We start from the raw sequence: 12,805 nt of genomic DNA, 5'->3' as shown, positions 1-12,805 counted from the left end.
AATCGAAATGTATAAATTGCAAGAAACAGCCTGGTTTGACCTGAGCTGTTTCTTTTTCAATATTTGATAGTTGTGGTGATGAAATATGCAAGTTCAACCCAATTGGTTGAAGCAAAGATCTGAATTGACGCCGGACAGGACAGCAATCATCTTTGCCAACGAACATCTGACGTTTTTCGAGCTGAATCAGAAAGCAAGGAACATGGCTTTTCAACTGCAAACATTCATACGAGCGGCAGAAAGAAATACCATTGCTATATTGCTTGAGAATCATATAGAGACTGTCATCTTCATTCATGCCTGTTTCCTTTCCGGCTGCAAATTGGTATTGTTAAATACGAGGCTGACAAAAGCCGAACGGGATTTTCAAATAAAAAATTCACAGGCGAGCCTATTGGTGACAGAAGAAAAATGGCTGGAAGACCACAGACAAAATTGCGAAACGGTCCTTCTTTCCCACTTGAAATCACTAAAAGCTGATGATGGGGATCTTTTGTTTGAAATAGACTTGGCAGAGACAGCAACGATCATGTATACATCAGGAACGACCGGATCTCCAAAGGGAGTGGAGCAAACCTTCGGAAATCATTATTTCAGCGCAGTTTCATCTGCATTAAACCTTGGACTTTCTGATCACGATAAATGGCTGATTGCACTTCCGCTCTTTCATATCAGCGGGTTATCCGCCTTATTTAAATCGGTCATTTATGGTATGCCGGTTATTTTGCATAAAAGATTTGAAACGGAAGAAATCAATAGATCCATAAATGAGCACCGAGTTACGATGATTTCTGTCGTACAAACGATGCTTACGCAGCTGGTGCAGTCTGTGAACCGAAGCCCGGAGTCATTAAGGTGCGTATTGCTTGGAGGCGGACCAGCCCCCCTTAAGCTTTTGGAAGACAGTAAACAAAAAGATTTCCCCGTGTACCAATCTTACGGAATGACTGAGACAAGCTCGCAAATTGTCACACTTCCGCCTGAGTATAGTTTGGCAAAGCTCGGTTCTGCAGGGAAGCCGCTTTTTTCGTGTGAAATTAAGATCATGAAGGATGGGAAACCATGTGAGCCAAACGAGCATGGTGAGATCACTGTAAAAGGGCCGAATGTAATGAAAAGTTATTTTCATAATCAAAAGGCTACGGAGCAATCTTTTCAAAATGGCTGGTTTTTAACCGGCGATATGGGTTATTTGGATGATGAAGGTTTTCTTTATGTATTGGACAGAAGGTCTGATTTGATTATTTCAGGAGGAGAAAACATTTATCCTGCAGAAGTTGAAGCCGTTCTTCTGGCACACCCCAGCGTAAAGGAAGCAGGGGTTACGGGGACAGAAGACGATAGGTGGGGTAAAGTTCCTTGCGCTTTCATCGTCAGGAGAAGTTGGATCAATGAGGAAGAACTGTTAGAGCATTGCAAAAAAAAATTAGCAAAATATAAAATTCCTAAGCAAATTTATTTTGTAGATGAACTACCGAGGAACGCCTCAAATAAGCTTTTGAGAAACAAATTGAAGAACTTGCTTTAAAAAGGGGGAAACAGCCATACAAATTCGCACATTTACTCTTTACCACGTAACGATGAAGCTGAAATCACCATTTACATCGAGTCTTGAAACGCTGACAGACCGGAAATTCATTATTTTAGAAGCGGAAGACGAGTCTGGAAAAAAAGGCTGGGGAGAGGTTTCCGCTTTTTCCTCCCCTTGGTATACAGAGGAAACTCTCGAGACTTGCTACCACATGCTAAAAGATTTTTTTATTCCCGAGTTGATGGACGGCCAGGTTCACCATCCAACCGAAGTTCCAAAGCTTCTCGAAAAATACAGGGGAAATCGGATGGCAAAAGCAGGCGTGGAGGCGGCTTTTTGGGATCTCTACTCAAAACAAGAGGGACGCACGCTTAGCTCTTGCATTGGCGGCGTGAGAACACAAATACCTGCCGGTGTCGCAGTGGGAATGAACCGAATGGATACGATGTTATCGGAAATTCACGATCATTTGCAGGCAGGTTATAAACGGATCAAAATCAAAATAAAGCCCGGACATGATATAGAACCATTAAAAATTATTCGGGCGCATTTCCCGGGACTGTCAATTATGGCTGATGCCAATTCATCGTATCAGCTTAAGGATATAAGCGGAATTAAGGCACTGGACCAATTTGATTTAATGATGATTGAACAGCCTCTTGCCTATGATGACATCGTGGATCACCGCCACCTGCAAAAGCATATTAAAACGCCCATATGCTTGGATGAAAGCATCCTTAGTGCAGATGATGCGAGAAAAGCAATCGAGCTGGGCAGCTGCAAGGTAATTAATATTAAACCTGCCCGGGTCGGCGGATTGACAGAAGCGCTGAAAATTCATAAGGTTTGTAAAGAAAACAACATTCCGGTCTGGTGCGGAGGAATGGTCGAAACCGGAATCTCCAGAGCCCAAAACATCGCCTTGGCGAGTCTGTCTCAGTTTACTATTCCGGGGGACATCTCTTCTTCCTCTAGGTTTTGGGAAAATGATATTATCGAGCCAAATATAACTGTTGAAAATGGCTATATTCAAGTTCCACAATCTCCCGGCATCGGTTTCGATATAGATCAGTCAAGGCTTAGCAACTGCACTTCAAAAATCGATGTCTTTACAAAACAAAGAATGAGAAAGTAGAAACAGTATTTTTTCGTTTTGCGAAATCTTTTCCATAAACCTAAACTAAAGGTGCTTAGGAAAAATATCCCTTCTCGTCAGCCGGCTTTTCTTGAAAAAGCCGGTTTTTTTGTTTTTAACAATTTGTTCTTGACAGCTGAAAAAAAACAAATTAAATTTGCGTTAGGGAAACTTTTTGTCCTTAACGACTTTTTTATGAGTTTATTTAAATAATTGTCGTTAATCTAAAAAAAACGCATAGAATAATATCATCAATCATGGCTGATCCCAGTTTGGGTTTACTAAACAAGCAGGAAAAAAGAAGGGAGGAGAATACTAGTGAAAAAATTAGTTGCAGCAAGTTTTGCTTTTTTGATCGTATTATGTTTTTTATCAGCATGCGGGAGTAGTACAACATCGGAGAATGCAAACGATAAAATCCGTATCACAGCAACAATTGGCCAAATCGCTGATATTACTAATCATATTGGCGGAGAACATGTAGAAGTCGAATCGTTAATGGGCCCGGGTGTCGATCCCCATCTTTATAAAGCATCACAGGGGGATATCCAAAAGCTTATGGATGCTGATATTGTTTTTTACAACGGATTGCATCTGGAAGGAAAAATGGATGAAGTATTTGAAAAAATATCAAAGGGTAAGCCTGCAATACCTGCTGCCGAATCGATTCCAGACAATCAGCTGCTAGGTAACAAAGAAAATCCGGGTTTACATGATCCCCATGTTTGGTTTAGCATTCCTCGATGGATGTTCGTGGTAGATACGGTTGAAAAGGAGCTTTCCAAATTTCAGCCCGATTTGGCAGAAGAATTCAAGAAAAATGCTGAATCGTATAAACAAGAGCTGAAAGAGCTTGATGAGTATGCAAGAGAGCAAGTCGAAACGATACCGAAAGAAAGCAGGGTATTGGTCACTGCCCATGATGCCTTTCAGTATTTTGGCGAGGAATATGGTGTTGAGGTTATGGGTCTTCAGGGGTTGAGCACGGATTCAGAATATGGGTTAAAGGATGTACAAGAGCTGGTTAATGCTCTCACAGAAAGAAATATTAAAGCGGTGTTTGTGGAAAGCAGCATTTCGGAAAAATCGATAAATGCAGTTGTGGAAGGCGCAAAAGAAAAAGGGCATGAGGTATCAATTGGCGGAGAATTGTACTCTGATGCAATGGGTGAAGCCGGAACCGAAGAAGGAACGTATGCAGGAATGTTCAGGCATAACATAGATACCATTGTCTCTTCATTAAAATAGTTGAAAGGATGACGAAGAATGTATCCGGTAACGGTTGAAAATATGACGGTCGCGTATCATAAAAAGCCTGTTTTGCGGGACATTACATTCAATGTGCCCAGAGGAAAGCTGATTGGAATTGTCGGTCCGAACGGCGCTGGAAAGTCAACTTTGATTAAAGCCATACTGGGCTTGGCTCCAACAGCGTCCGGAAGTGTTCAGATTTTTGGAGAGCCCTACCACAATCAAAGGAAAAAAATCGGATATGTACCGCAAAGAGGTTCTGTGGACTGGGACTTTCCGACAAGTGCTTTAGATGTCGTCCTTATGGGCAGGTACGGACATATTGGCTGGATCAAGCGACCGAAAAAAACGGATATTGAAACAGCTAAAGCCTGCTTACAAAAAGTTGGCATGCTCGATTATCAGGATCGGCAAATCAGCCAGCTTTCAGGTGGACAGCAGCAGCGGGTTTTTTTGGCCAGAGCGCTTGCCCAAGATGCAGAAATTTATTTTATGGATGAACCGTTTGTTGGCGTCGATGCGGCCACAGAAAAAGCGATTATTGCTTTATTGAATGAATTAAAGGAAAAAGGAAAGACGGTATTGGTTGTTCACCACGATCTCCAAACCGTCGAAGAATACTTTGATTGGGTCCTCCTTTTAAATTTAAGAAAAATCGATTTTGGACCGACAGAAAAAGTTTTTCATATTGATAATTTGCAAAAAACGTATGGCGGCAAGCTCGCCTTTTTAGAAGATAAACAAGTAGCCGTTGAGAGAGAATAGGGGTGAAATTCTATGGATTATTTGCTTTTACAGCTGCAAAATCCGAATACACAATGGGTCTTGGCAGGAACTCTCCTATTAGGGATTGCAAGCGGAGTTCTCGGAAGCTTTATTTTGCTGAGAAAGCAAAGCTTGATAGGTGATGCTATGTCACACGCTGCGCTGCCTGGCGTTTGTCTTGCTTTTATAATTACCGGACAAAAGTCGCTGTTCTTCTTTTTAATTGGCGCTGCTGTGGCGGCACTGGCCGGTACCTACTGTATTCAGGCAATTACCCGGCATTCCAAAGTTAAAGAAGACGCAGCAATTGGCATTGTTTTATCCATTTTTTTCGGTATCGGAATTGTCCTTTTGACATTTATCCAGCAAAGGGGAACAGGAAATCAGAGCGGATTGAACTCGTTTCTGTTTGGTCAGGCGGCCTCCTTGGTGAGGGAGGATATTGTGATTATCGGGTTGATTTCTGCCATTCTCCTTTTCATCACCGGCTTGTTCTTTAAAGAATTTAAGCTGATTACGTTTGACTTTGCCTTCGCAAAAGGAATTGGATTGCCGGTATCATTTTTAAACGGATTGCTATTGATATTAATCATATGCGCGGTTGTCATCGGACTTCAAACAGTAGGTGTAATCTTGATGTCGGCTATGCTGATCACGCCGGCGATTGCCGCCCGCTATTGGACAAATCGTTTGCAGACGATGGTCATTCTCTCAGGAGTCATTGGCGGACTAAGCGGGATGCTTGGGACACTGCTCAGCACAACTGCAAAAGGGATGGCGACCGGTCCTCTTATTATCGTTGCGGCTACTTCATTTTTTATCGTGTCTTTGCTGTTTGCTCCAAAGAAGGGCCTTTTCGCCAGGGCATTGCATCAGATAAAACTAAGAAATCAGACGGCGATGGAGCAAGCATTGTTGTCACTTTACGACTTAACAGAAGAAGCTCAATCGTCAAAAGAACAGCTGCCGTTGTTTACCGAAGAGTTTATTAAAAGCAGGCGCAAAATAGGGAGTTTCCTTTTAAAAAGCAGCTTAAAGAGATTGGAGAAAAAGAATTGGATTCATTATGGTGCTGATTCCTCGTGGAGATTAACGACAACCGGAGTAGCCAAAGGGTATGAGCTGGCATTACGTTATCGTTTGTTTGAAATTTATCTTATGCATGAGATGGAATTTCAAAACGCGAATCTGAAAAATGACTCATTTGACTATGAAACTTTGTCTGAAGATATGAAAGCCCGGCTGTTCAACCTTCTCAAGCTCCACAAACTTCAGCCGACCTTATCACCTAAAAAGAGCTTAAAAGGGGGGTGACCAAATGAGCTATGAAGCTTGGATTATTGTTACCGGAATGCTTGTTGGAGTTACCTGTGCATTAATCGGGGCATTTCTCGTATTACGCAGGATGTCCATGCTGGCTGACGCTATTAGTCATACCGTTCTGTTGGGGATTGTCGGCTCTTTTTTAGTCACTCGCACACTTGACGGATTGCCGATGTTTATCGGAGCTGTTATCGTTGGTCTTTTAACGGCATTTTTTGTGCAGCTGCTCAATACAAACGGAGTTCAATCGGATGCAGCCATCGGCGTTGTGTTCACATCGTTGTTTGCGGTTGGAGTCATTTTGCTTTCGGTATATGGGGGAAATGTTCACTTGGATGTCGAGCATACATTAATGGGGGAAATTGCCTTTGTTCCATGGGATACGATTGAATTGTTTGGAAGAGATATTGGTCCGGGCGCTTTTTGGATGCTGGTTATCGTGTTAGTCATTAATGCTGCTATTCTTGCGCTCTTTTATAAAGAGTTTAAATTGGCCGCCTTCGATCCGGAAATGGCACTTGCAATTGGAATACCGGTCCTCGTTTTGCATTATTTGCAAATGGGGATGCTTTCGACTACGACTGTCGCTTCATTTGACTCTGTAGGAGCAATATTGGTGGTTGCGATGCTGATCGTTCCCCCCGCAGCTGCCTATTTACTGACCGATCGATTAATAACGATGCTTTTTTACAGTGCGGGAATTGGGGCACTGTCAGCAATAAGCGGATACTATGCTGCTTATCTATTGAACGTCTCCATCTCAGGTGCTATGACTTCGATGACTGGAGTTTTCTTCATCTTGGCTTTTTTCTTCGCTCCGTCTCACGGCGTGATAGCAAAACGAATGGTTCAGCGCAGGATTCGGCTTCAAACTGTCAAGGAAGGTAAAATGAAAGAAGTTTAATACCATTATCTGAGCAAGGATGACTTGGTGACACTGAGTCATCCTTCGAATTTTTATCTGATTAAAGTTTCTCCTATGAATAATCGCAAGCATCTATCATTTAATTATTTTCATTAATTCGGTATACTAAAGCGTAAACTATAATTATTAATCATGGAGGACAACGTAGCAATGAATAAGATTGATGAAACAAAAGATCTTATTATCAGGACATCAATGACGCTATTTAACCAAAAGGGGTATAGCCAGACTTCCATTCAGGACATTATGGAAGCGACTGGGCTGCCAAAAGGGGCGATATACAGAAGGTTTGAAAATAAAAATGATATTGTCTTAGCGACGTTTGAAAGTTCAGGCCATATACTGCACTCTTATTTTGCAAAAGCAGTCCAATCGGCCAATACTGCTGCAGAGAAAATTATCGCGATGTGTTATGTTTATGAAGACGCAGTGAATAATCCTCCTGTTCCCGGCGGCTGTCCGCTGCTTAATACAGCAATCGAAAGTGATTACGGTTTTCCCGAACTGCATGAAAAAGCTTCTGAAGCATACAATGAAACCCTGCTTTATATAAAATCAATTATTGACGAAGGCATTGGGAACAATGAATTTCATAAAAATGTCGATTCCCTTTCGCTCGCTTCGTTTATTTTTTCAGCAATTGAAGGAGCAATTATGGCTAGTCGTCTGGCTCTTAATAATGATCATATTTCCTATAGTATTCAACAAATCAAAACCCTTCTTAATCATTATTCTGCAGACAAATGAGGCATTGCCAGCCTCTGATACTTGTTCACTAAAGATTCAAGAATGGTAAGCCTGCGGCAGTAAATATCGTGTACAATAAAATATGCGGACCGGACCGTCCGGTCACAATTTTACTAAAAGGGGAATAAAAAATGAATGTCCAAATCGTATTATTCGATGGTTTTGATTTCATGGATGTGATCGGACCTTACGAGGTATTTATGGCTGCCAAGATGTACTCGCAAGAAGTAACTGTTGAATTTGTAAGTGCAGAAGGGAAAAGGCATGTGACTAGCGGGATGAATGGCCCCGGACTTCCCAGCAGCGGCAAAATTGATTTGGAACGAGAAGGGATTCTCGTTATTCCCGGGGTGTTTGCCAGCGTGAACGACAATGGGCCAAATTCGTTCATAGCTTTATTGAAACGGGCGATGGAAACTGATTTGATTCACTTTTTAAGAGAAGCGCTATACAGAACTGACTTAATCGTATCACCGGTTTGCGGCGGAACGCTAATCCTTGCCATGGACGGCTTGTTGGAAGGGCGCCATGCTGTCACACATCATATGGGAATGGAGTTTTTAGGGGCAACCGGCGCTATACCTGTTCATGCACGAGTTGTAGATGATGGCAATGTAGTGAGTGGAGGAGGTGTAACATCGGGGCTTGATCTTGCCTTATATTTGGTAGAACGAGAATTAGGTCCTCGTATTGCTCATGCAATTGAACAGTTGTTTGAGTATGAGCAAAGAGGAACTGTGTGGAAAGCAATCGGAATGGCGCCGATTGACAGCGAAGACAGTCATCCTGAGTCAATTTCTGTCTTGAATGAATCAGTAGTTCCGACTCCCGGAAAGGCAAATATCGAAAAAAACAGGATGTTTGATGGAAAATGGAACACAATCATATCTACTCCAATAGGAAAGCTTCCTGTTATTCTCAACATTACAACTGAGGATGGGCGTATTTACGGAACAGCTCAGCAGGAGGACGAGATTGTAGAATTTGCAAATCCTGTTTTACATAATGATCAGCTGGAGTGGTCCTTGAGTATTCGAAAGCCCATTCGTTTAAACTTAAAGTTTTCGGTTATTGTAACCGGAAGTACAATGAGCGGTTCTGCCAAAGCAGGTTTATTGCCAGCTTCAAAATTAGTTGGAAATCGTATGTAGTAAGGAAAATGATCAACATTTTGCAAATATATAGGAGGTATGAACCGTGTTTCAGCTTTTGCTTTTTCTTCATGTGACAAGCGCACTTTTCCTTGGAAGCTATCTGGTTTTGCCATGGTTAATGAAGCAATGCTACCTGCGTTCTGGTGATGAATTCAAGGGATTTCTTCAATCTGTATTGAAATTCACTCGTTCTGCCCATTATGCCTTAATCGGCCTTTTGATCACTGGGTTTTTGATGATTGTATTACGATCGGCATTTCCATCTGTCCTATGGATCACCATAGCTATTGGATTGCTATTGGGAATTGGCGCCATGATTGGGATGATAGATAAAAAATTTAAACAGATTCTCAAATCTGATCATCCCAAACAGTTGATGAGCGATCAGGCAAGAACGCTAAATCTTTATAGCTGGATGGCCTTTTTTTTCATACTAGCTTCAATTGTTATTATGACCAATCCAAGGCTGCTCGCTTAAAATTAAAATGGGAGATATGAAATGAAATCATTGAGTAAAGGGTTAAACATATTTCTTTTTATTATTTCAGTTATGTGGGTTTTGCATACTTTCTCAAAAAATTTTATGATTGATCCTAATTTTGAACGTTTTTTATCCCGAAAAGATTTTCCAATACAAAACGAAGGTCTTTGGATCCTCATGATTCGGATTCATATCGTGTTGGCACTTATCGCGCTTCTTACGGGACCTGTTGCACTGATAAAAAGAATAAGAGTCAAACGTTTGCCGGTACATCGCTGGTTTGGACGAATTTATGTACTCTCTATCATTCTAAATTATATTCCTGGATTGTACGTTTCATTATTTGCTACCGGAGGGCTCCTTAGCACCGCTGGATTTTTTATTTTAAATACGTTGTGGCTGTGCACAACGCTTATCGGGTACAGAGCGATTAGAAAAAAACGGATGATTCCCCACAGTCAATGGATGCTTCGCAGCTTCTTCCTTTCATTTGCTAATATGACGATCTACATCATCGTAGCAATTTTCCATAATGCTTTGAACTTTCCATATGCCTATTCTTACACAATGGCATCGTGGATGTGTTGGATACTTAATCTGCTGCTTGCCGAAATGATTATTAAGAAGAATTTGAATGTAAAAAGGGCGGCACATTAATCCGCCCTCTTTTTTTCTTATCAATCCTGATAAAGCTCATACTCATACATCGTCTGCCCGATCCATTGATCGATTTCTTTTGGCAGTTCGTTTAAGCATCCAAATTCGTAATCCCACAGGTTGGCAAAGGAATTTACGGCCTTGTGAAAAGAAGGTTCACTAGTGTCTTTGACTTCCTGCTCGAAAGAAGCCAGCAGCATTTCCAGCATTTCTTTGTTCACCGTTTGGCCTCCTTTTAATGTTTCTCTGGCTTAAAGGTTTTGCAATCTGTTTCTTCGCTGGTTTCCGCTTTATCACCAGTGTGGCTGACAACATAAATGGCGTCGGCGGTACATTTATTGCCGTCACCCCAGTAGGAGCAGTTGTTTACTTCACATAGTATTCTTTCCAAATGCAAAACACCTCCTGTTCTTTTTTAGCTTTTCCTCATTCCGGCTGTTTAATGTAGCGTTTGTCATTCATAATCATTTTCCAGAAAAAATAAAAACCAGGAAATAAAATGACAAATCCAACGATATACGACACAAAAAGCGCACGGAAGGTTGCCGGGTCTGTAAAACCGGACTGAATCGTAACGTCGGGATAGATCATGTATGGCAAATGGGCCCTGCCATATACATAGCTTGCCAAAAAATATTGGATCGTAATCGCAACGACAGCAAGCCGCGGCTTACCCAATCGTTTTCCGAGCCGCTTATTTGGCAAAAAAAGAGCCACACCTGCAATGAGAAACATAAGCAAGGACGTAAATAGCAATGGGAGGTCGGTCATCATGCGATCATAAAGCCAAGGCGCTTCTGTTCGAAGTGTGAGCATAATGAAAATAGCCATGACCAGTGAAAGCGGACCGGAAACAAGTGCATTTTTCCGATAAATCAGATAGGCATGCCGTTCTTCAGCGACATTTGAAAAATCGGCAAGTAATAAAGACGAAAGAAAAAGGGTGCTGAATACTGCAAATCCGATAAACGAATACACATTCGGGCTTGAAAATAATTCGGCAGCATTCAGGCTGTAGATACCATTTTCTCTTTCAATAAATGTGCCGTGAGTGACGGGCAAGACAAGTATTAAGAAAGAGGGGATGAGAAATCCGGTGATGCCTGATATATAAGTAAGGGCCTTCTCGTAATCCTTCGCTACATGGGAAAAAACCAAAAATCCGCTTCTTAGTGCCAAAAGGAGCAAAATAATGCTTCCGGGAATAAGCAGCACAGTTCCTAAAACAAAGGTAGCTCCAGGAAAAAAACTAAACAACGCAACGACAATGGCTACGATAAAAACGTTTGTAACCTCCCACGTTGGCGATAAGTACCGGTTTGCAATATTTGTCGCTTTCGTTTTTTCGTTATTGATATAGACCATTGACCAGAACCCTGCACCAAAATCCATACTCGCCATAACAGCGTAAATAAAAACAAACCCCCATAAAACCGTGATTGCCAGGATTACATCTGTGACTCCATTCATCACGACATCAAGCACCTTCTTTCTAATCGATTATGATTGTTCTGATGGCAATTCCTTTTCAACAGGGTGCCGCTTAAAGTAATAGGTAAGCACAAAAATAACTGCCGCTCCCAATATCAGATAGACGATGAGGAACAACGTAAATAAAGCGGCTATGGAACCTGACGTCGTGACAACATCCGCTGTTTTTTGGATGTGATAGATTACCCAAGGCTGCCTTCCTGTACAGGCGAAAATCCAGCCAAATTCGATTCCAAGCATGCTAAGCGGTCCGGCGGTCACGAAGACGAGTAACAGCCATGTTGGAAACCGGTCTTTTTTTAATATTTTTCTCCATGTAAAGCCGATAATGGAATAAAGAATAAGCAGCATTCCGATTCCGACCATACTGTTAAAAAGCGTATGGATGAACAAAGGAGGCCATTCATCTCTCGGAAAATCGTTTAAGCCTTTTACTACTGTGTCAAAGCTGTCGGCTGCCAAAAAACTCAATGCCCAAGGAATTTCGATCGCCCATTTGACTTCTTCTGTTTCTTCATCTGTAAATCCGCCAATCGCAAGCGGTGCATGTGACGTGGTCTCAAATAATCCTTCTGCTCCTGCTAGCTTCTCCGGCTGATATTCGTGAAGGAGCTGGGCAGATTCATGGCCGTTTAAGGCAGTTAAAATCGAAAAAATGCCACCTACGATTAAGCTCATAAGCAAAGCCTTTCTATGAAATCGATACACGCTCTCATTATATTTGCTCTTCAGCATTTTAAAGGCAGATATTGAAGCAATTACGAAAGCGCCAGTCATAAAAGCTGAAACAACAACGTGTCCCGCGGTGGTAAAAAAGCTGGGATTAAAAAAAGCAGCCCATGGATTCACGTCCACGACTTCCCCGTTATCCAGCCGGAATCCCGTAGGTGTCCCTTGGAAGGCATGGACATTCGTAATTAGTACGGCTGATGCGGCGGCCCCAATCAAAACAAACGTAACGGCGATGATTCTCATAAACGGCGTCAGCCTGTCAGCCGCATACACATAGATCGACATAAACAAGGCTTCAACAAAAAATGCATAAATTTCAATTTGAAAAGGAAGAGACATAACCTTACCTATGACCTCCATAAATCCAGGCCAAAGCAAAGCAAGCTGTGTACCGGCAATCGTCCCGGTCGGAATCGCTACTCCCAGCAAAACGGCCTGGCCTTTCGTCCATCGTTTTGCCATAATCGCATAATGCTGATCCTTTGTTTTTTGATATAGAAGCTCGGCTGTTAAAATCATTAAAGGGAGCCCGACTCCAAGAGAAGCAAATATTATATGAAAGCCCATAGTTGTTCCGAATAAGCTTCTTGCCAAAATTAAATCATCCACATCG

General features: G+C 41.9%; 14 protein-coding genes. 10 read left to right on the top strand and 4 right to left on the bottom strand.

What is annotated here, in order from left to right:
• Positions 1 to 85 precede the first annotated feature (85 nt).
• From JOC74_RS19110 to JOC74_RS19065, 10 genes are all read left to right on the top strand, one after another.
• Entirely contained in the window at positions 86 to 1,528 is a 1,443-nt protein-coding gene (locus JOC74_RS19110) for an o-succinylbenzoate--CoA ligase (protein ID WP_053603890.1), read from the top strand.
• A 16-nt stretch (positions 1,529 to 1,544) separates the two neighbouring features.
• On the top strand, positions 1,545 to 2,666 hold the full coding sequence (gene menC, locus JOC74_RS19105) for an o-succinylbenzoate synthase (RefSeq protein ID WP_082363961.1): 1,122 nt from the start codon (positions 1,545 to 1,547) through the stop codon (positions 2,664 to 2,666).
• Between the two features lie 318 nt (positions 2,667 to 2,984).
• Positions 2,985 to 3,914, top strand: coding sequence for a metal ABC transporter solute-binding protein, Zn/Mn family (locus JOC74_RS19100; protein ID WP_053603887.1), 930 nt, complete (start codon positions 2,985 to 2,987; stop codon positions 3,912 to 3,914).
• Between the two features lie 18 nt (positions 3,915 to 3,932).
• On the top strand, positions 3,933 to 4,682 hold the full coding sequence (locus tag JOC74_RS19095; protein ID WP_053603886.1) for a metal ABC transporter ATP-binding protein: 750 nt from the start codon (positions 3,933 to 3,935) through the stop codon (positions 4,680 to 4,682).
• A gap of 12 nt (positions 4,683 to 4,694) precedes the next feature.
• A complete protein-coding gene (locus JOC74_RS19090; protein ID WP_053603885.1) occupies positions 4,695 to 5,996 on the top strand; it encodes a metal ABC transporter permease in 1,302 nt (433 codons plus the stop codon).
• Positions 5,997 to 6,000: 4 nt separating this feature from the next.
• Positions 6,001 to 6,909, top strand: coding sequence for a metal ABC transporter permease (locus JOC74_RS19085; protein WP_053603884.1), 909 nt, complete (start codon positions 6,001 to 6,003; stop codon positions 6,907 to 6,909).
• A 171-nt stretch (positions 6,910 to 7,080) separates the two neighbouring features.
• Positions 7,081 to 7,677 (top strand): TetR/AcrR family transcriptional regulator, encoded by a 597-nt coding sequence (locus tag JOC74_RS19080; protein ID WP_053603883.1) that lies wholly within the window; start codon positions 7,081 to 7,083, stop codon positions 7,675 to 7,677.
• Positions 7,678 to 7,808: 131 nt separating this feature from the next.
• Entirely contained in the window at positions 7,809 to 8,828 is a 1,020-nt protein-coding gene (locus JOC74_RS19075; protein ID WP_053603882.1) for a DJ-1/PfpI family protein, read from the top strand.
• A 46-nt stretch (positions 8,829 to 8,874) separates the two neighbouring features.
• Entirely contained in the window at positions 8,875 to 9,309 is a 435-nt protein-coding gene (locus JOC74_RS19070) for a hypothetical protein (RefSeq protein ID WP_053603881.1), read from the top strand.
• A gap of 21 nt (positions 9,310 to 9,330) precedes the next feature.
• Positions 9,331 to 9,969 carry a DUF2306 domain-containing protein gene (locus JOC74_RS19065; RefSeq protein ID WP_225970357.1) on the top strand — a complete coding sequence of 213 codons (639 nt, stop codon included), beginning with the start codon at positions 9,331 to 9,333 and terminating at the stop codon, positions 9,967 to 9,969.
• A gap of 20 nt (positions 9,970 to 9,989) precedes the next feature.
• On the opposite strand, the gene JOC74_RS19060 is transcribed toward JOC74_RS19065, so the two are convergent.
• The 4 genes from JOC74_RS19060 to JOC74_RS19045 are packed head-to-tail and all read right to left on the bottom strand — an operon-like array spanning position 9,990 to position 12,801.
• Positions 9,990 to 10,190, bottom strand: coding sequence for a hypothetical protein (locus JOC74_RS19060; RefSeq protein WP_053603880.1), 201 nt, complete (start codon positions 10,188 to 10,190; stop codon positions 9,990 to 9,992).
• Between the two features lie 14 nt (positions 10,191 to 10,204).
• Complete coding sequence (locus JOC74_RS19055; RefSeq protein WP_082363958.1) at positions 10,205 to 10,360, bottom strand: DUF1540 domain-containing protein; 156 nt, start codon at positions 10,358 to 10,360, stop codon at positions 10,205 to 10,207.
• Between the two features lie 35 nt (positions 10,361 to 10,395).
• Positions 10,396 to 11,439 carry a cytochrome d ubiquinol oxidase subunit II gene (locus JOC74_RS19050; RefSeq protein ID WP_053606080.1) on the bottom strand — a complete coding sequence of 348 codons (1,044 nt, stop codon included), beginning with the start codon at positions 11,437 to 11,439 and terminating at the stop codon, positions 10,396 to 10,398.
• A gap of 30 nt (positions 11,440 to 11,469) precedes the next feature.
• On the bottom strand, positions 11,470 to 12,801 hold the full coding sequence (locus tag JOC74_RS19045; protein ID WP_053603879.1) for a cytochrome ubiquinol oxidase subunit I: 1,332 nt from the start codon (positions 12,799 to 12,801) through the stop codon (positions 11,470 to 11,472).
• Positions 12,802 to 12,805 lie beyond the last annotated feature (4 nt).

Source organism: Bacillus capparidis, from assembly GCF_017832095.1.
Taxonomy (GTDB): Bacteria; Bacillota; Bacilli; order Bacillales; family Bacillaceae; genus Bacillus; species Bacillus gobiensis.
The sequence above is the reverse complement of the archived record's forward strand: the minus strand, read 5'-3'. Positions and strand labels throughout refer to the sequence as shown.